Annotated in this window: 18 protein-coding genes and 4 tRNA genes; 2 read left to right on the top strand and 20 right to left on the bottom strand. The window is 41.8% G+C overall.

What is annotated here, in order from left to right; translation table 11 throughout:
- From AC07E5_RS00425 to AC07E5_RS00515, 19 genes are all read right to left on the bottom strand, one after another.
- Positions 1-568 (bottom strand): GTP-binding protein (locus AC07E5_RS00425; protein ID WP_180006095.1); only part of this gene is annotated, 568 nt, incomplete at its 3' end.
- A gap of 148 nt (positions 569-716) precedes the next feature.
- Positions 717-791 (bottom strand) — tRNA-Thr (locus tag AC07E5_RS00430).
- 14 nt (positions 792-805) lie between these two features.
- Positions 806-881, bottom strand: a tRNA-Gly gene (locus AC07E5_RS00435).
- A 36-nt stretch (positions 882-917) separates the two neighbouring features.
- A tRNA-Tyr gene (locus AC07E5_RS00440) sits at positions 918-1,001 on the bottom strand.
- 55 nt (positions 1,002-1,056) lie between these two features.
- Positions 1,057-1,132 (bottom strand) — tRNA-Thr (locus AC07E5_RS00445).
- A 98-nt stretch (positions 1,133-1,230) separates the two neighbouring features.
- Complete coding sequence (gene trpE / locus AC07E5_RS00450; RefSeq protein WP_317098170.1) at positions 1,231-2,724, bottom strand: anthranilate synthase component I; 1,494 nt, start codon at positions 2,722-2,724, stop codon at positions 1,231-1,233.
- Positions 2,725-2,884: 160 nt separating this feature from the next.
- A complete protein-coding gene (locus AC07E5_RS00455; protein WP_004975764.1) occupies positions 2,885-3,556 on the bottom strand; it encodes a phosphoglycolate phosphatase in 672 nt (223 codons plus the stop codon).
- 61 nt (positions 3,557-3,617) lie between these two features.
- Positions 3,618-4,268 (bottom strand): FHA domain-containing protein, encoded by a 651-nt coding sequence (locus AC07E5_RS00460; protein ID WP_004975761.1) that lies wholly within the window; start codon positions 4,266-4,268, stop codon positions 3,618-3,620.
- Positions 4,269-4,337: 69 nt separating this feature from the next.
- Positions 4,338-6,593, bottom strand: a complete 2,256-nt coding sequence (gene gspD / locus AC07E5_RS00465; RefSeq protein WP_104852930.1) for a type II secretion system secretin GspD — start codon at positions 6,591-6,593, stop codon at positions 4,338-4,340.
- Positions 6,594-6,653: 60 nt separating this feature from the next.
- Positions 6,654-7,493 (bottom strand): type II secretion system protein N, encoded by an 840-nt coding sequence (locus tag AC07E5_RS00470; RefSeq protein ID WP_317098171.1) that lies wholly within the window; start codon positions 7,491-7,493, stop codon positions 6,654-6,656.
- Positions 7,493-8,233: a type II secretion system protein N gene (gene gspN, locus AC07E5_RS00475; RefSeq protein ID WP_317098172.1), complete on the bottom strand. Its 741-nt coding sequence runs from the start codon at positions 8,231-8,233 to the stop codon at positions 7,493-7,495. Before gspN ends, AC07E5_RS00470 begins: the two co-directional genes overlap by 1 nt.
- A gap of 161 nt (positions 8,234-8,394) precedes the next feature.
- Complete coding sequence (locus AC07E5_RS00480) at positions 8,395-8,721, bottom strand: H-NS histone family protein (protein WP_004975751.1); 327 nt, start codon at positions 8,719-8,721, stop codon at positions 8,395-8,397.
- 145 nt (positions 8,722-8,866) lie between these two features.
- Complete coding sequence (locus tag AC07E5_RS00485; protein ID WP_004975749.1) at positions 8,867-9,298, bottom strand: acyl-CoA thioesterase; 432 nt, start codon at positions 9,296-9,298, stop codon at positions 8,867-8,869.
- Positions 9,299-9,307: 9 nt separating this feature from the next.
- The gene (locus tag AC07E5_RS00490) at positions 9,308-10,501 is read right to left on the bottom strand and encodes a heme biosynthesis protein HemY (RefSeq protein WP_317097856.1); all 1,194 of its coding nucleotides are present in this window, start codon (positions 10,499-10,501) and stop codon (positions 9,308-9,310) included.
- A complete protein-coding gene (locus AC07E5_RS00495; RefSeq protein WP_317097855.1) occupies positions 10,502-11,338 on the bottom strand; it encodes a hypothetical protein in 837 nt (278 codons plus the stop codon). It lies immediately after the preceding gene.
- Positions 11,335-12,114 carry a uroporphyrinogen-III synthase gene (locus AC07E5_RS00500; protein WP_004975746.1) on the bottom strand — a complete coding sequence of 260 codons (780 nt, stop codon included), beginning with the start codon at positions 12,112-12,114 and terminating at the stop codon, positions 11,335-11,337. The genes AC07E5_RS00495 and AC07E5_RS00500 overlap by 4 nt, the downstream gene beginning before the upstream one ends.
- Before the next feature lie 21 nt (positions 12,115-12,135).
- The gene (hemC, locus tag AC07E5_RS00505) at positions 12,136-13,056 is read right to left on the bottom strand and encodes a hydroxymethylbilane synthase (RefSeq protein ID WP_096901970.1); all 921 of its coding nucleotides are present in this window, start codon (positions 13,054-13,056) and stop codon (positions 12,136-12,138) included.
- Between the two features lie 122 nt (positions 13,057-13,178).
- Positions 13,179-13,919 carry a LytR/AlgR family response regulator transcription factor gene (locus AC07E5_RS00510; protein ID WP_317097854.1) on the bottom strand — a complete coding sequence of 247 codons (741 nt, stop codon included), beginning with the start codon at positions 13,917-13,919 and terminating at the stop codon, positions 13,179-13,181.
- A gap of 71 nt (positions 13,920-13,990) precedes the next feature.
- Complete coding sequence (locus AC07E5_RS00515) at positions 13,991-15,145, bottom strand: sensor histidine kinase (RefSeq protein ID WP_317097853.1); 1,155 nt, start codon at positions 15,143-15,145, stop codon at positions 13,991-13,993.
- Between AC07E5_RS00515 and argH the strand changes: the two genes are divergently transcribed.
- Both argH and AC07E5_RS00525 read left to right on the top strand, forming a co-directional pair.
- Positions 15,136-16,566, top strand: a complete 1,431-nt coding sequence (argH, locus tag AC07E5_RS00520) for an argininosuccinate lyase (protein WP_317097852.1) — start codon at positions 15,136-15,138, stop codon at positions 16,564-16,566. The genes AC07E5_RS00515 and argH overlap by 10 nt on opposite strands.
- A 14-nt stretch (positions 16,567-16,580) precedes the next feature.
- Positions 16,581-16,853: an oxidative damage protection protein gene (locus tag AC07E5_RS00525; protein WP_004975738.1), complete on the top strand. Its 273-nt coding sequence runs from the start codon at positions 16,581-16,583 to the stop codon at positions 16,851-16,853.
- A gap of 529 nt (positions 16,854-17,382) precedes the next feature.
- On the opposite strand, the gene phoU is transcribed toward AC07E5_RS00525, so the two are convergent.
- Complete coding sequence (phoU, locus tag AC07E5_RS00530; protein ID WP_004975736.1) at positions 17,383-18,105, bottom strand: phosphate signaling complex protein PhoU; 723 nt, start codon at positions 18,103-18,105, stop codon at positions 17,383-17,385.
- Between the last annotated feature and the right edge of the window lie 243 nt (positions 18,106-18,348).

Below are 18,348 nucleotides of genomic sequence, written 5' to 3' on the forward strand. Positions count from 1 at the left end.
CATCTTCACCATATTGACCTGATTCACCGTTAAGTGCAGCAAGTGCTGAACCACGGATTACTGGAGTGTCGTCGCCTGGGAAGTCGTAAGTAGAAAGAAGTTCACGAACTTCCATTTCAACTAATTCAATTAACTCTTCATCGTCTACGATATCGCATTTGTTTAAGAATACGATGATGTAAGGTACACCTACCTGACGAGAAAGAAGGATGTGTTCACGAGTTTGTGGCATTGGACCATCAGTCGCTGAACAAACAAGGATCGCACCGTCCATCTGAGCAGCACCAGTGATCATGTTTTTAACATAGTCGGCGTGGCCTGGGCAGTCTACGTGCGCGTAGTGACGAGTTGGAGAATCGTATTCTACGTGAGAAGTATTAATTGTAATACCACGTGCTTTTTCTTCTGGTGCAGAGTCGATAGCAGCGTAATCTTTCGCTTCACCACCAAACTTACGTGCACATACTGTAGCAATCGCAGCTGTTAAAGTTGTTTTACCATGGTCAACGTGACCGATTGTGCCCACGTTAACGTGTGGCTTATTACGTTCAAACTTAGCCTTAGCCATGTTCATCTTCCTCGTTTACGTCGAACACAATGCTGAGTAAAACTCTGCCCCGACATATCGCCTAAAAAACTAGACACCTAATACTTGAAAAGCAGACTAATAAGCCTGCTTTTTGAAAATCTTGTGCGAATAATCGCTAAACTGTATCTGGAGCTCTTATCGAGATTTGAACTCGAGACCTCTCCCTTACCAAGGGAGTGCTCTACCACTGAGCTATAAGAGCGACAAATCCTTCGATGGAGCGGGAGACGAGGATCGAACTCGCGACATGCAGCTTGGAAGGCTGCCGCTCTACCAACTGAGCTACTCCCGCATCTATGTTGGTAATTACCACTTCTATCGAAGTTAATGGTGGTGGGAGAAGGATTCGAACCTTCGAAGCTTACGCGGCAGAGTTACAGTCTGCTCCCTTTGACCGCTCGGGAATCCCACCATTTTCACACTTACTCAGTGTTCGTTCTTTACTTAACAACTCAAACTCCCTAAGATGGTGCCGGCACACGGATTCGAACTGTGGACCTACTGATTACAAGTCAGTTGCTCTACCAACTGAGCTATGCCGGCGTTTCTTAGTGTTTCGTACGTTTCGTATCGGAACGGTGTGCAGTTTAGCAAAACTTGAAATCCGTGCAAGTGTTTTTTTCAAAAAAAACGCTAAAAACTCATAAAATCAATCCATTTGATGATAATTCAACCGCTTTGATCACTGCGCGAGCTTTTATTTGGGTTTCATTCCATTCAGATTCAGGATTTGAGTCCGCAACTAGACCTGCGCCTGCCTGCACATAGACCTTATTTTGACGAATAACACAGGTACGAATCGCAATCGACATGTCCATTTCGCCATGCCAGCCTAAATAACCAACAGCACCACCAAAAACACCACGTTTTACAGGCTCAACTTCATCAATAATTTCCATGGCACGAATTTTTGGTGCACCCGAAAGTGTCCCTGCAGGGAAAGTTGCCTGAAAAACATCCAAAGCATCGACATCGTCACGCACTTCACCTTGCACATTGGACACAATATGCATGACATGCGAATAACGCTCGATCACCATTTGATCAGTCACTTGTACTTTACCAATTTTGGCGATACGCCCGACATCATTACGCCCCAAGTCAATCAGCATTAAGTGTTCGGCAATTTCTTTTTCATCCGACAACAAATCTTGCTCAAGTGCCAAATCTTCTTCTTTGGTTTTACCGCGCGGGCGTGTACCTGCTAAAGGACGCACAGTGGCAATACCATTTTCCAAACGCGATAAAATTTCAGGTGATGAGCCGACAATATGAAACGGCTGATCATCGCCCAAAGTTTTGCCTTGTACCAAGAATAAGTACGGCGATGGGTTGAGATGGCGCAAAGCACGATAAACCTGTAACGGCTCACCATCAAAATCTGACACCATGCGATGTCCAGGCACCACTTGCATAACATCGCCTGCACGAATGTATTCTTTGACGGTATCAATGGTCGTCAAGAATTTTTCTTTGCCTGTAAGCGATTCAAAATGTGGTGGCGTATGTTTTTCTGCTTTTAGACTAATCGGGGTTGCTAAAATTTCTTCTAGTGCATCGAGTTGTTGTTGTGCCTTGTCATAAGCATCTGCCTGCGCTGCATCGGCATGCACAATTAAGAACAAGGTATCTTTTAAGTTATCAAACACGATGACTGTTTTAGACAACATCATCCAAATATCAGGCAAACCGACTGGATCTGCTGCAGGCACGTTTTTTAAACGCGGTTCGATATAACGCACTGCATCGTAACCAAAATAACCCACCAAACCACCTGTAAAGCTTGGCAATTCAGGCAAGTCAGCTTGCGTAGGCACTTTAAATTGCGCTTGAAAATCGCGGATATACTGAAACGGCTGTGCACAAGTTTGTTTTTCGATTGAACCGTCAGCATGTTGGATGGTGAGTTCACCCGCATTACAGGAGAAAACTGTAGATTCACCCAAACCAATAATTGAATAACGTGCCCAGTTTTCACCACCTTCTACAGACTCAAACAAATAGGCTTGTTGATGCTGCTTCAAACGTGCAAATACCGACAATGGAGTTTCGGTATCGGCCAAACGCTGGCGATATACAGGAATGAGGTTGTAGCCTGCTGCTTTAAGTTGTTCAAATTGAGTCAGAGTGGTCATGTGAAGCTCTCTATATTTCGATGTAGCAATGTTTTCGATAAGACGAAGTGAAGGACGGTTGTAGATTGACTAGCGTCGCCATCGAAATATGGGCATTACAGCCTGACTCATATTGATATCCTTTATAGCAATTAGCGTAAAATTATTTGATTTTTGAATCTTAAATATTTAACAATTCAGTTAAATTATCCACAATTTGTTGCGGCTGACAATTGGCAATCGGCTCACCATGATTATAGCCGTAGCTGACCACAATACAATCAATCCCTGCTCGACGCGCGGCTTCAACATCATTAGAAGAATCACCAATCATCAAGACTTGAGACTTCTCCACTTGATAATGTTCAACACAATGCAGCAATTGACGCGGGTGTGGTTTACGCTCCTCAAAGCGATCTCCACCAATCACATCAGCAAAATAGTGTTGCATCTCTAATGCTTCAACAATGGCACGAGCAGGTAGTTCAGGTTTATTGGTCACACAAACTAAGGTTTTTTGTTGTGCTTTTGCCCAGTCCAAAAATTCAATAATGCCCGGGAATGGTTGTGTGTCGATACACGGATCGGCATTATAAATTTCTAAGAAGGTGTTCAGTAGCTGTTGTTGCTGTTCAGGATGAACTTCGCCCATTAAGTGCGATAAGACACTATTGCAAAATACCGCAGTTCCCTTCCCCACCCAAGTTCGCACTTGTTCCAGTGTTACCAAAGGCAGTTGCAGTGCATTTAAACTCATGTTCATGGCGCGGTATAAATCTGTCGCAGAATCGACCAAAGTGCCATCTAAATCAAATAAAATGACTTGACGTGTATCAAGCTGAGCAATAGACATTCTTCCCCCTAAATGAACAAAGGCATGCGATCGCATGCCTTGATTGTAAAGCAAAGGCTGCTTATTTAAACAATAGCCAAGCCAAAACTGCCAAAATCACCAAGACAATCAGTGAAATCAAGCCAACAGAAGCATTTTTTTGCTGTTCTTTCTCTTGTTCCACACGAGAAACAGGCTGCTCGACAGACACAGGTGTTGGCTCTGCTGGAACTGCATGAATATCCACGCCTTCTGGAATAGGTGCTGGTTTTGGTACTGCCACGCCTTGCGGCATACCATCACGGTTTAATTGCACAGAACTGTCACGTTGATTCAATTCAGGCATTCCCTGCTCGTTCATTTGCTGTGCAGGTGTTTTTTCTGTTTGTGCTGTGACTTTTTCAGCAGTTTCGGCGACATCTGCCGCATGTTCCAATTCAACCGCAGGCGCAAATACTGAAAACTTTAAGCTGGCAAATTGGACGATATCACCTTCTTTAAGTAAGGTTTCATCGGCAATGCGTAAATCATTTACAAAAGTGCCGTTGGAAGAATTTAAATCTTGCACATACAGCGCTTGTTCTTTAAGTAAAAAAGCCGCATGTTTACGTGAAATTTCTGCCGATTGCAGCACCAAATCTGCACTTTGATGACGCCCCACCAACATATCACGGTCGATACTAATTTCTTGGCCAGTAAATTCACCGCTAATTGCTTGTATTTTCCAAGTCATAAATAACTTCTCTCGTGTGATTTGGCGACATCATAACATGCCCTCAACCACAATCTGCGCAGGATACGATTAAGGTGTAGCGCGAATTGTGGTCGTAGTGACTGTATTTTTAGTTTTGCTGACTTCCTGCTGCGGCAAAACTACGTTTTGGCGCTGTACCGCAGGCTCAATCGCAACAGGGGTGCTCACCACCGTTGCTGTGCGGTTTGCAGACACTGCTGATGGTAAGGTTTGATAAGTTCCTGTTTGCGGCGCAACTCGAGATACAGGCAAACGCTGCTGATAAACATCGCTAACATTCTCAGGCAGTTTAGCAAAGCTACCATCGGCATCCATTGCCAACTGAAGGCTATACAATTGGCTATAACGCTGCTGCGAAATACGGCGAATATCCTGACTATCTCCCACAATGGTTGGGTGAATAAAAATCAATAAATTACGTTTTTGATTAGATTGACCATCGGAACGGAATAAACGCCCCAACCCTGGAATAGCACCCAACCCTGGCACAGCCTGACGACTATAAACCGAGTTATCAGAAATTAAGCCACCTAAGACAATGGTTTGTCCGTGCTCGGCCAAAATAGAAGTTTTAATTGCGCGTTTGCTGGTGACTAAATCCTGCGCCTGACCTTTATTGGCTTTGACATCTGACACTTCTTGTTCAACTTCCAAGCGTAGTGTTCCGCCTTCACCAATATGTGGCACGACTTTTAAAGTAACCCCGACATCTTTACGTTCAATAGTGGTATACGGATTTGCCACACCACCATTGGTAGATAATGAACCTGTTACAAAAGGAACGTTTTCACCAACCACAATATAGGCTTCTTCATTGTCCATGGTCACAATAGATGGCGTAGACAATAAATTGGATTTGGTTTTTTCCTTCAAGGCCTGAATCATCGCACCATATAGCTTGCGTGAACCATCACGACCTTCACGATAATCACCCAACACCAATGACGTACCTGCACCAATCGCACTGCCTGCGCCTGCTGCACCACCAGTTAAATAGCCTGCAGCAACATTTTTTAAACTTGCACCAATATTGTCAAAATTAATTAGACCGATACCGCTGCTTAAATCGCCCAATGCCCACTGCACACCCAATTGGTCGGCATCGGTACCTTCCACTTCTATAATCGCAGCTTCAATCAACACTTGTTGACGACGGGTATCTAGTTGCTGAATGGCCGATTCAATTTCACGCATCAACTGCGGATCGGCTTTGACCACCAAAGCATTTTGCGAGCCATCGGCAATAATACTGACACCATTACCATTAAAACTGGTGATGTTGTTTTGATTGTTGCTATTCGAGCTGCCACCCAAATTAATACTTGGGGTGGAAATAGTCGATGAATTACCTGTGTTGTTATTGGTGCTGCTTAAATTACTAGCACTGTTGTTGTTACTGTTGCTATTTGCATTAGAGCTGCTGCTCACCGCCTGTCCTGAAACCAGACCTTGCAATATTTCTGCTAAATTCTGTGCACTGGCATATTTCAAGCGAAAAACCTTCAAACCACCCAAACGATCTGCCGCAGGCACATCCATCATTTCAATCATTTGACGAATGCGTTTACGTGTTGCGGTATCGCCTTTGATGATAATACGATTGGTACGGTTGTCCGCCACAATACGCACACGCGAACCTTTAACATCTTTCGCTGCCCCTGTCGAACTCATCGACTCAAGCAAGCCAATGACTTCTTCGGCTTGACTGGATTGCAGGCTAATCGCTTCAATGTCATTTTGCCCCGTACCATCTAGGTTACGAATAATGCTTTCTAACTGATAAATGTTACTGGCACGATCAGACACGATTAGAGCATTGGTGCCCCCGACCGCAGACAAATGCGCAAACTGCGGCATGAGCGGACGTAAAGCAGGAATCAGGTCATTGGCATTGGTATTTTCTAGCCAAATCACTCGCGTTACAATTTGGTCACCACGCGCATTTTGACGACCATCATAGGGAATGCCTGAGCTTTTTACATTGCTGTCAGGTACAAGGCGAATGGTATTGCCTGATGGTATTGCCACCACACCATTCACATTCAATACGCCTAAAAACAGGTCATAGACTTCATTTTTATTCAGGGCTTTGTTGGAAATCACCGTGACATTGCCACGCACACGCGGATCGACTGCAAAGTTCTTGCCTGTAATATCGGCCACTTCATTAATAAATGCAGTTAAGTCCGCATCACGTAAATTAATTTTCCAGGTTTGCGCATGACTTGCAGTACTCACCATTGCAACAAGCGGTGCAGCAGCCAGTAATGCCCAAAATGGACGCTCATGATTCAATAAAGCCATAATCTACTGTGTTTCCTAACCCTAAATATGTCTCTGCATGTAGTTACGATGCCGATCCATTTAAAAATTTTGTTGTATGGTCATCACTTGATCACCACGTTTTATTTCTAATTTCACTTGACCTTCACGACGTGCCTGTTCAAGCAATTGTGCATCGCTTTGTCCTTGCCCGACGTTTTGCCCATTTAAAGACAAAATACGGTCACCTGGCTGTAAACCCAGTTTATTTCTTAAAGCGGCTGGCGTACGTGTAGTCACTTCATAACCATTGCCCGTATTTGCTTCAACACCCATCTCTTTTAAGTATTGTTCGCGATCTTCCTGTATGCGCTGCACTGCCTGTCCAATGGCATTATTCGGTTGTGCGGACTGCGTAGGTGCAGTTACAGGAGCTTGATTACCACTTGGAATTAAAGGTGCGATAGGTTGATTTAAACCATTTTCAATACCTTTAAACAATACTTCACGCGTCGCGCCACTGCTATGACGTAAAACCACCCGATCCCAATAAACTTCTGCCAATTGGTACTGACTCGAATCAATCACATCGCCAACACGGTATCGCTCTGCCACATCATTCACTTTAATGACCGCAGAAGAATACCGACTCGGTTGCCCAACCACCACACCTTGCAAGGTCATATTTAATTGATCATCGGCAGTGTTGCTACGCCCTAGTTCTTGAAACAATGCAAAGGATGAAATATTCGGGATTTGTGGTTGCTGTGAACCTAACTCCACCCGATCAATTTGTATGACTTGGGGCGGCGCAACAACCCACCAAAATAAACTCGCCAGCTTCCAACACAGGTACAAAATCAAAAAAGTTAAAAGTACAGGCGCAGCACGATCAAACTGCTTCCAGTGCAAATTCTCCAATCGTTCAGAGAGTGTACGCATTAGAAACCTCCTTTAAATAGAGGTTGGCGAGTACTGATTACATAGGTATCTAAGCCCGCTTTACCCTCATAAGAGGCGATATTCATCAATAAGCGTTGCGTAAGTTGTACATCTAACATCAAGCTTTGATCAAGCGCAATATTCAGCATTTTTTGTTCACGTTGATCGCGAATATCAAATAACAGTTTGCCATTTTCATCAGACAAGCTGCCTTTTAACGCAGGAATATTCATACGGTCTTGGCGCTGAGCAAAACGATACAGCAATTCGCCACCCGCCCACTGCAACTGTCCTTTGCTTTTGGTAAAACCTTGTTGTTTTTTAAAATTCAAATGAATGTCTTTGAGTTGAATCGCATTACTTGGCCACTGCCAGTCCACAATACTTTTTAAGGTTTCTGGCGCAACTTGCCCATCTAAAGATTGCACCAAGACGCTACCAAAACGATAGCCAACAATGCCTTCGAGTTTGGTATTGCCACTGTGTACTTCAACATCGGCAGCGACACGCAATAAAAATAAATCTAAAGGACGTGTATTCCAACTTAAAGAGCCACGTAACTGTCCTTTATGCCAATCGGCTTGTCCTTTCCAAATATTACCACTCACATTATGTAAGGTCTGATTATTTTTATAAAATTTTGAAATCAACCACGCTGCTGGGATTTGTAACAACACAAAAAACAAAAATGCAATGAGGGCGAAAATCCACCACGTGATGTATTTGGGTTTCTTTATCATGCCACCACGACCAACCTTACTAATTTTTCTATGAATGACTTTTATAACACTCACACATTATGCACACTTTTTCGGCGTCGCCAATTGATACAGATAAAAAAACCAAGCTGTATTGCTTGGTTTTTGAACTCTAAGTCAAATCAATGACAAATTGATGAAGCTTAGATTAGAAAATCTTCAAGTTTTGCGCCTTTTTCTAATTCAGCGACTAACCAGCGTGGTTTTTTACCACGACCAGTCCAAGTATCTGTAGAATTGATTTTGCTACGATAACGTGGCGCTACAGTTTTACGTGGGCTTTTCTTACGCTTGCTTTCGCCAACTTCCAAAATCTGCTCAATGCTTAAACCCAAATTGTCTGCAATCGCTAAAATTTGATTATAGGCATCTTCAATTGCTTGATCTTTTTTCGTGGCAATTAATGCTTCCGCTTCAGCTTGTAAACGCTTTAACTGTTCTACAGACAAATTGCTAATATCAGGCATCATACTTACTCCAAAAACTATGCTTTTTATATTCAGTTATTAAATTAAGCAGATTCATTCTATTTTTATCAAACCGAAGCGTCAATAAAAAATCTACTACTCTACATATAAATAACAGTCGGACATATTATGAACTGATTATTAAGATTTAATCAAGAATATGCGGTACGGTTTTTTCTATTTTATGAATACCCGCGCGTACATTTTCAGGGATTAAGGTTTTTTGCATATTGACGCGATCTACACATACAATCACCGCATCTGCCTCTGCCACCACCATTTGCTGTGCTTCACTGTGGATTAAATAATGCATACGCATGGCACTATTACGCAATTCTTCTACCCGAACGCCAATTTTTAAAATATCAGGATAAACCACAGGACGTATATATTTGCACTGATTTGAGGCAATCACAGTCAAAACATCTTGCTGTAAAATTTTTAAATGGTCTAAATAATATAAACGCGCACTTTCAATATAACGGTAATAGATCACATTATTGACATGCCCAAAAGCATCCATATCTCCCCATGCAACACGCTGCTCAAAAACAATTGGATAATCTGCTAGTGTTAACACAACTCACCCTTAAATTTTAATTTCGACAAAATTAGAATTATTTTCAAAGATTAAATTTAACTGTTTTAATAATTCAGGCTGATCTTTTAAATTAGATTTAACTCTTAAATAACTCATTAATACGTGTTCAGGATATAAATCCAGTAATTGCTCGGCTTCTGAATAACGCGCTGTTGCTGTAAAAATATGCCATTTGGCAAAACTAAATACAGGTAATGCAGGGTATTTCTGTTCCCACAGATTTATTTGCTGTTCAATTTTGGCATAATCAGGTTGTTGTTTTAACAACTGCTGTTGGAACCATAAATAAAACACTTCCTGATTAAACTGTTCACTCAACATCTGTACCGAAAGACGTTCATGTTGTGCGGCTAAATCAGGCAGACGCGACAATAACTTCAACCACAACACCTGAATGGCATAAGACTGACTGAAAATCTGCTCACTTAAATCACTATAACGCTGCTGCAAAGCCTGTAAATTTTCTGCATCAGCCTGCTCAAATTGGGTTAATAACTCAGTCAGCCACTTTTGCTTGGTGTCTGCATCTAAATGCCCGTATTTGGTCGAACGTAAATAATGCCAAGGATATTGCGTGGCAAATTCGCCCCACAAGGCAATTAAACGTTTTTGATAAGCCGTTTTGACTTTAAATAACCACGGCGATAATTCGTGCTGATTCAAAAACTCTAAATGCGTCAAAGCTTGTTCAGGTTGTTGCTGCGCTAAATAAATTTCAATACGCTGTATTTCTGCCAACTCAAACGCCATGGCACTGCTTTGATTTAAGGCAGCCAACGCTTGCAGATATTGCTGTTGGATGGAGTGCATACGTGCTTCCATCACTCCTTTGAGCAAACCTGACTGGGCAAACACCTGTCGAATAAACTGGTGTTGATCTTCTGCAGCATCTAGCAACCAAATGACCGCCAATTGCTCATATGGATGCAGATTTTTAAAGTTAAATACTGTTTCAACCTTACGCTGTTCACGGCTAAAATAGCGCTTTAACAACAACCATAAAATTTGTAGTGAAACACTGATCGATAAGAAAAAGAACAACAACAACCAAATATTGGTTTGTAATTGCCATTCGCGCCAATACACATAAACATAGCCTGAACCATACCCATAACTCAGTACGCTCAGCAAAGCGACCAATACAATACTGACCACCACATAGGCGAGTAAAATCTGTTTCATTTATACCGCCCCCAATAAAGCACGTGTTTTTAAACTCGGCGTTGGAACGATATTTAAGTTTTTAATTTTTTCTAATTGCTGAACCAATTGTTGTGCTTTCTGATCAGGCAATTGTTGTAATAACTGAATAATGTCATTCACTTCTTGTTGATATTGCACATATTGACCTTGCATAAAGACTTGTCGAGCCAGCAATAGACGCAATTGCGCTTCTTTTAAAATAATCTGACGCTGCATCAACTGTGTCGCAGGTTGCTTGGCAGATTCAATACTCAGCCATTTTTGCCAAAAATAACGATCATCGACATCGGCAGGGTTCAGCTCAGGTTGTTGAGCTTGCTGTTTTAATTGTTGATCTAATTGCTGCAATAACTGACTTACTTGTTGATATTGCGCATCACGTGTTGTTATAAGTTGTTGAATTTGTTTCTGATCTTGCTGAACAACTTGGTGCAAACTTTGTTTCAAAGCAGGAGCTAAAGCATATTCGTTTAACTCACGGTCTAAATGAGCTAGCTTTTCAGTCGCATAGTGAAACTGTTGTTGTTGTAAGGAAAATTCCACCAAGTCCAATTGCTGCGCCACCATATCTACTGGTTGAATCGCATCTTCTTGCTGCACAGCGCTGGATACTGCGGGCTGTTCTGGTGCATCTTGGGTATAATTACGGCGCTGCAAAGCCACCAACTGATCATTTAAATTGGCATTGGTTTTTTCTGCAAGATGCAAACTTTGACTGAGTTGCTGTTGTTGCGCTGAAATTTGCATCACATCAAAACTTAATTTGACGATCCAGACCAAAGCGATCAACACCACTATCACAACCAGTTTTTTCATAGTTTTCCTTGCATGCGCATCATTTGCTGCAATATTAATTCTGTTTTTAAATGGGTCAACTTGAATACGTTATATTTTGTATGATGCTGCGTTTGATAATCGAGCAAAATTTTCTCTAAACGATCACCCAATACCCAATAATGACCTTTGTTCAGTAGATCGAAATCCCGCTGAATTAAGCTTAGCCAGTTTAACCAACTGGCTTCACTGCTGATCATCATGATAAATTCTGAAGATTGTATTAAACGTGCGCGTACTGCCTGCATTTTTTCAATAGAACTGGCAGGACACTCCCGCCGATACAATACAAAATTATGGATCTGCATCCCCTGATCAAGCAGTGTTTGCATCATAAATTGCCGTCCGCCCTCGCCACGCCAAAAGGCAATGTGTGTGCCGACTTTCAAATTTTGCAAACACGGCAAACTCAGCATCCCTTCGGAAGTTTCAACCTGCGGGACTTCGCTGTAAAGACCATATCCACGTAAAACTTCTGCTGTTTTCTCACCCACAGCCACCCAACGTATATGCTGCAAATCCTGCAATGATATTTGGCTTCGGGCTAAATATTGCATCCCAATATCGACAGCAGTCGGACTAACCACCACAATAATATGCGTGTGAGGCAACTGGGCATATAAATTAGCCAGTTGCTCCGACCACGGCTGTGCAGAAAGCTGCAACAAGGGCAAATCAATGACCTCAATATGCTGTTGTTGCAAAGCCTGAGTTAAGGCCTCTGCACGATCTTGAGGTCGGGTATTAATGAAGAGCATGGGCTTCTGGTGCAATATGAATTATTGATACAGGGCTTTGAGTAATTCGCCCGCACCCTGTGCCAATAAAGCTTTTGCCAATTCTTCACCTAGCATTTCAGCCTGTTCAGGTGCGCCAAATTGCACAGCTTTAAGAATGGTTTGCCCATCGACACTACCAACACGACCTTCAATCTGCAACTGACCATTCTGCAAAGTTGCGTAGCCTGCAATTGGCACCTGACAACCGCCTTCCAAGTAGGCATTAAAAGCACGTTCGGCACGTACACAGACATTGGTTTCGGCATGCATTAACGGCAAAATTAAATCCAACACCGCCTGATCTTGGCTACGACATTCCAGACCCAAAGCCCCTTGCCCAACGGCAGGTAAGCTCACATCAGGCTGAATGGTATGACGAATACGCTCTGCCAAGCCCAAACGCTTTAATCCTGCACTGGCTAAAATAATCGCGTCATACTGACCATCATCTAGCTTAGACAAGCGCGTACCCACATTGCCACGTAAATCAATAATCTCTAAATCTGGACGTGCTTTTAAAATTTGGCATTTACGGCGCAAGCTTGAGGTTCCAACTTTAGCGCCCTGTGGTAAATCTGCAAAACTGGCATAGTGATTCGACACAAAGGCATCGAGTGGGTCTTCACGCTCACAAATGACCGCCAAGCTCAAACCTTCAGGCAATGCCATGGGTACATCTTTCATAGAGTGTACGGCTAAATCGGCACGACCATCCATTAAGGCGGCTTCTAATTCTTTGACAAATAAGCCCTTCCCCCCAATTTTTGCCAATGGGGTATCTAAAATTTTATCGCCCTGTGTGACAAAGGTCACCAACTCAACAGTTAAATCGGCATGCATCGCCTCTAAACGGGCACGAATGTGTTCAGCCTGCCATAACGCAAGCGGGCTTTGTCGAGTTGCAATTTTCAGGGTTTTCATCATAGTGGCTAAGCAAGATAAATAAGTTCATCTAAACTTAACCTGATCCCCTAAAAATGCAAGTCTATTTCTTTGCCGATTTATCAATCTGCTGCGTATTCATCTGCGATGAGGCTGATCAATTAGAGTTTTTGGATGCGTTCTCGCAATAAAGGCAAATGTCGTCGACTAACAGCCAAACGCTCATCTAGCTCGCGGCAACGTACCTGATACTGTCCTGAATTGACCACTTCTAGCCCCTCCAAAAACTGAATCGAGACCAAGGCATTTCGGTGAATCCGAATAAACAGATCACCAAATTCGGTTTCTAAATCTTTCAGCGTTTCATCAATCAAGACACTGCCATTTTTATGACGCACCGTGACATATTTCTGATCGGCTAAAAAATAATAGATATTTTCTATAGGCACCAACTCTACACCACGATAAGTTTTCGCAGCAATTTGGTGACGTTTTATTTTTAATTCGTTCATATTTTCTTTTTGTTTTAAATGACTCATCTGCGCTTGCGTGAGTTTTGTTAAATGATCTAAAACCTGTTGCAATTCCTGTTGCATAATAGGTTTTAACAAATAGCCTTCCGCATTGGACTTAAATGCCTCGAGTGCATGTTCATCGTAGGCGGTACAAAACACAATGGCTGGCATTGGGTCAAGCTCACGCAAATGTTGAGCGCAACTTAAACCATCCATTCCCGGCATTTGAATATCTAATAATATGACATCCGGCTGATGTTCATCCGCCAGTTCAATCGCCTGTTGCCCATGAGCTGCCGTTGCCACCACATGATGCCCCAGTTGAGTGACCAAACGTGATAATCGCTCTCTAGCTAGAGGCTCATCATCACAAATTAGGATGTCCATTTTTCCTCCTTTTTAAGTCAATAACTTTATTTTTATCAAGTCTAGAAAAATCAGAACAATCACAAGTTTTTTTATTTATAACGGTATTGCAGCACCGTGGTGTACATACCATTCCCCGCATAATTTTTGAAAGTAACACTGCGCCCATAATACGCTTTTAAGCGCTGTTCCACGTTTTGTAGCGCGATACCGTGTCCTTGTCTTAAATTTATTTTATCGCTGACATACGGATTTGTAATGACAATATTGACTTGGTTTTGCAATATTTCGATCAATATACTTATCGTACTCTTTGCTAAAACTTTTTCAACTCCATGAAAAATACTATTTTCTAACAAGGGTTGTAAAGTTAATAAGGGTATTTGTACCTGACTGAGCAGTTGCGGTTGTTCAATTTTCCATTCTACCGCCAACCGATCACCCAAACGAATTTGTTCAATCTCTAAATATCGCTGGCAAAGTTCAATCTCATCTTTCAGGCTCACCAGTTTTAATTCCTGCAAACTGGCACGGAATAAACGTGATAAATTCAGCAGCATCTGCTCGGCTTTATCGGGATCAATTGCAATTAGACTGATCACATTATTTAAGCTGTTAAACAAAAAGTGTGGATGAATACGGGCCTGCATAGCATGCACCCGCGCTTGCAATTCGCTATGCCGCTGCTGAGTAGCTTGTTCTCGGACATAGATATAACGAAAACAAAACGCACCCAAAATCACACCATAACTCAAATGCAGTCCAATCCCATGCATGAGTTCAGCCAGACTAAACTGCTGTAAATGAAAATTTTGCCCAAAATGCAATAAGGTATTTAAACTGAGTGTCGTGACCAATACGATGGTTTGCAGCAAGATAAAACTCACCATAAACGATAGCGCCAAGCCCATGCGTAAAAAACGTGCCTGAAAAAATTCAACCAAAGCCGCAAAACACAATACCACCCAGTTGATATACAAAATATATTGCAGCACCCGAGTAAAACTTAAACCTTGCCAGCCCTGTGCTTCAGCCAAAGCCAAGACCATTGCCAAAGCATTACTGCCAATAAATAGTTCAATTAGATATTGCCAACGCCCTATTTTCGTAAAAAAATACACATAATTTTGTTCTGCCTGCGTATCAGCATAAGTTTGATTGGCTTGTTCTTCGGCAAGTGAATCTGAATTTGTTATACTCTTGTCCAAATCACCGCTTTTTACTTTATTGAGCCGATATGACCACATCTTCTAATTCCTCAAATCCGTCACAAGCCCAAACTTCGGGTATGTGGGGCGGTCGTTTCTCTGAAGCGACTGATGCTTTTGTTGCTGAATTTACAGCATCTGTTCAATTTGACCAACGCTTTTATAAACAAGATATTGCTGGCTCAATTGCACATGCAACGATGCTTGCCAAAGTAGGCGTACTTACGACTGAAGAGCGTGACGATATTATCCAAGGTTTAAATACCATTCAGGCTGAAATTGAAGCAGGTCAATTTGAATGGCGTATTGACCTTGAAGATGTCCACATGAACATCGAATCACGCCTTACTCAACGTATTGGCATTACAGGTAAAAAATTACATACAGGTCGTAGCCGTAACGACCAGGTGGCAACCGATATTCGTTTATATGTCCGTGACGAAATTGATGCTATTTTAGAATTATTAAAAAAATTACAACACGGCATTTTGAGCTTGGCAGCCAAAAACACCCACACCATTATGCCTGGTTTTACCCATTTGCAAACCGCACAGCCTGTGACTTTTGGTCATCACCTTATGGCATGGTTCGAAATGTTGGTACGTGACTCTGAGCGTTTAATTGACTGTCGTAAACGTGTCAACCGCATGCCATTGGGTTCTGCTGCATTAGCAGGCACGACTTACCCAATTGACCGAGCTTATACCGCAGAACTACTTGGTTTTGAAGCTGTATCTGAAAACTCGCTAGATGCAGTATCAGACCGTGATTTTGGGATCGAATTTAATGCCGCTGCATCGTTAATTATGATGCACTTGTCACGCATGTCTGAAGAGCTGATTTTATGGACATCGGCACAATTTAAGTTTGTGAATATTCCAGACCGTTTCTGCACAGGCTCATCCATTATGCCGCAGAAGAAAAACCCAGACGTACCTGAATTGGTGCGCGGCAAAACAGGTCGTGTCTATGGCGATTTAATGAGCCTATTAACCCTGATGAAAGGTCAGCCTTTGGCTTACAACAAAGACAACCAAGAAGACAAAGAACCTTTATTTGATGCAATTGATACGGTACGTGGCTCACTCATGGCATTTGCCGACATGATTCCTGCCTTAGTACCAAATATTGCAGAAATGCGTGAAGCAGCATTGCGTGGTTTCTCTACCGCAACCGACCTTGCCGATTACTTGGTGAAAAATGGCGTAGCATTCCGTGATGCGCATGAAATTGTAGGTAAAGCCGTAGCCTTAGGTGTTCAAGACGGTAAAGACTTGTCTGAACTGAGCTTAGCGCAATTACAACAATTCTCTGATTTGATTCAAGCCGATGTATTTGAAAAAGCCTTGACCCTTGAGGCTTCTGTAAATGCACGTGATCATATTGGTGGTACTGCACCTGCACAAGTCGCTGCAGCAATTGAACGTGCTCAAACACGTCTTGCTCAACTTTATGCATAATCAGGAAGTGAGAGATGTCTAAACAAGTATTTTGTCGTAAATATCAAACCGACATGGAAGCGATGGATTTCGCTCCTTTTCCGGGTGCCAAAGGTCAAGAATTACTTGAAACGGTATCTAAACAGGCTTGGCAGGAATGGCTCAAACACCAAACTACGCTCATTAATGAAAAGCGTTTAAATGTGTTTGAACCTGAAGCGAAAAAGTTTTTGGAAGAACAACGTGAGAAGTTTCTCAACAATGATGCCAGTTTGGAAGTCGCAGAAGGCTTAAAACCTCAAAACTAATCCAAGTACTGTTTTTTCATTTTGGAAAATTCAAACCTTGTTTATTTTACAATTAAAAGAGTCTTTATGAAGGCTCTTTTTTTATGCCATTTGTGATTATGAGTTGCCGCAACAATGTTTTAAATAAATGAAAATAGATTCAAAAAATTAAGCTAATTTCCTATTTTTATTTTTCGACTGAAGTCATATAACTCATAGTCACAGTAAAGCACTCAAAAATATATTAATTATTGATTTTAAAGACAATAGTTTTAAAAATAATCACACTAAAAATAATGTAATTTAAAAATACATTTGTATATAAAACACTACATTCCACTACAATAAACCACATGATTCTTGAGTGTGATTTTCCTATACTTATTTTCAAGGAGATAAGCAATTATCTCTCACTATAATAAATATCCCCGATTTCAATCTCAGATTTCCCCCAAAGTCTGAGATTTTTTTTTATCCAAAATTTCGGCTGTTTCAAGCCATAAAAAAAGCCCCATCATTAGATGAGGCTGAATATTCAAAAAAGCTGAACTTAGCGTTCCTGTACTTTTTCTTCAATTTCTTTGACACTGGTATGACGTACGTCAAAACCTTTGACCATATAAATCACTTGTTCTGAAATATTTCGTGCGTGGTCACCAATACGCTCTAATGAACGTAACACCCACATCACATTAATCACACGTGAAATATGACGCGGATCTTCAATCATATACGTCATTAGAGTACGTGTTGCAGATTGATATTCACGGTCAATATCGGCATCGGCAAGTAAAACACGCAGTGCTTGATCGACATCTAAACGTGCAAAAGCATCCAGTGCATCGTGAATCATGACACGCACTTGATTACCAATATGACGTGTTTCCATATAGCCGCGTGGCGAACCACCTTCTTCACATAAGTTTTGGGCAATACGGGCAATTTTTGCAGCTTCATCACCAATACGCTCTAAGTCAGTATTGGCTTTAGACATGGCAATCACCATACGCAAATCAATTGCGGCTGGATGACGACGCGCCAAAATCAACGTTAAGGCTTCATCAATTTCGGTTTCCATGCGATTGACAACATTGTCTTGGAACTGAACTTCTACCGCCAAGGCTGCATCGGTATCCAAGAGTGCGTGAATCGAGTTGGCAACCTGCTGCTCTACCAAACCACCCATGGCCATAAATTTGGTATTTACATCCTGCAAATCTTCATTGAACTGAGAAGAAATATGGTGACTTAACACAGGATTATTCGTACTCAAGGAATACACTCCACAACAAAAGGATAGACTGACGCAATGATTGAATATTAAAGCACAGCAATGATGACGTTTTTATGACATTTTCTCACCAAACTCTCAAGTCTGATCGTTTCTGTCTTTAAACAGCATAAGCCATTCAGATGACAAAATGACTTGGGTCTGTTGACATTTCGTCTATGTTTGCGGCAACGCATATTTTTTAGCTGATATAAGGCATGGGACAGGAAATTTAGTCATTCTAAA

Source organism: Acinetobacter seohaensis (assembly GCF_056431365.1).

Excerpts from the sequence above, each read along its gene's own strand:
- trpE (WP_317098170.1), bottom strand. The coding sequence starts at position 2,724 with ATGACCACTCTGACTCAATTTGAACAACTTAAAGCAGCAGGCTACAAC.
- AC07E5_RS00455 (WP_004975764.1), bottom strand. The coding sequence starts at position 3,556 with ATGTCTATTGCTCAGCTTGATACACGTCAAGTCATTTTATTTGATTTA.
- AC07E5_RS00460 (WP_004975761.1), bottom strand. The coding sequence starts at position 4,268 with ATGACTTGGAAAATACAAGCAATTAGCGGTGAATTTACTGGCCAAGAA.
- gspD (WP_104852930.1), bottom strand. The coding sequence starts at position 6,593 with ATGGCTTTATTGAATCATGAGCGTCCATTTTGGGCATTACTGGCTGCT.
- AC07E5_RS00470 (WP_317098171.1), bottom strand. The coding sequence starts at position 7,493 with ATGCGTACACTCTCTGAACGATTGGAGAATTTGCACTGGAAGCAGTTT.
- gspN (WP_317098172.1), bottom strand. The coding sequence starts at position 8,233 with ATGATAAAGAAACCCAAATACATCACGTGGTGGATTTTCGCCCTCATT.
- AC07E5_RS00480 (WP_004975751.1), bottom strand. The coding sequence starts at position 8,721 with ATGATGCCTGATATTAGCAATTTGTCTGTAGAACAGTTAAAGCGTTTA.
- AC07E5_RS00490 (WP_317097856.1), bottom strand. The coding sequence starts at position 10,501 with ATGAAACAGATTTTACTCGCCTATGTGGTGGTCAGTATTGTATTGGTC.
- AC07E5_RS00495 (WP_317097855.1), bottom strand. The coding sequence starts at position 11,338 with ATGAAAAAACTGGTTGTGATAGTGGTGTTGATCGCTTTGGTCTGGATC.
- AC07E5_RS00500 (WP_004975746.1), bottom strand. The coding sequence starts at position 12,114 with ATGCTCTTCATTAATACCCGACCTCAAGATCGTGCAGAGGCCTTAACT.
- hemC (WP_096901970.1), bottom strand. The coding sequence starts at position 13,056 with ATGAAAACCCTGAAAATTGCAACTCGACAAAGCCCGCTTGCGTTATGG.
- AC07E5_RS00510 (WP_317097854.1), bottom strand. The coding sequence starts at position 13,919 with ATGGACATCCTAATTTGTGATGATGAGCCTCTAGCTAGAGAGCGATTA.
- argH (WP_317097852.1), top strand. The coding sequence starts at position 15,136 with ATGACCACATCTTCTAATTCCTCAAATCCGTCACAAGCCCAAACTTCG.
- AC07E5_RS00515 (WP_317097853.1), bottom strand. The coding sequence starts at position 15,145 with ATGTGGTCATATCGGCTCAATAAAGTAAAAAGCGGTGATTTGGACAAG.
- AC07E5_RS00525 (WP_004975738.1), top strand. The coding sequence starts at position 16,581 with ATGTCTAAACAAGTATTTTGTCGTAAATATCAAACCGACATGGAAGCG.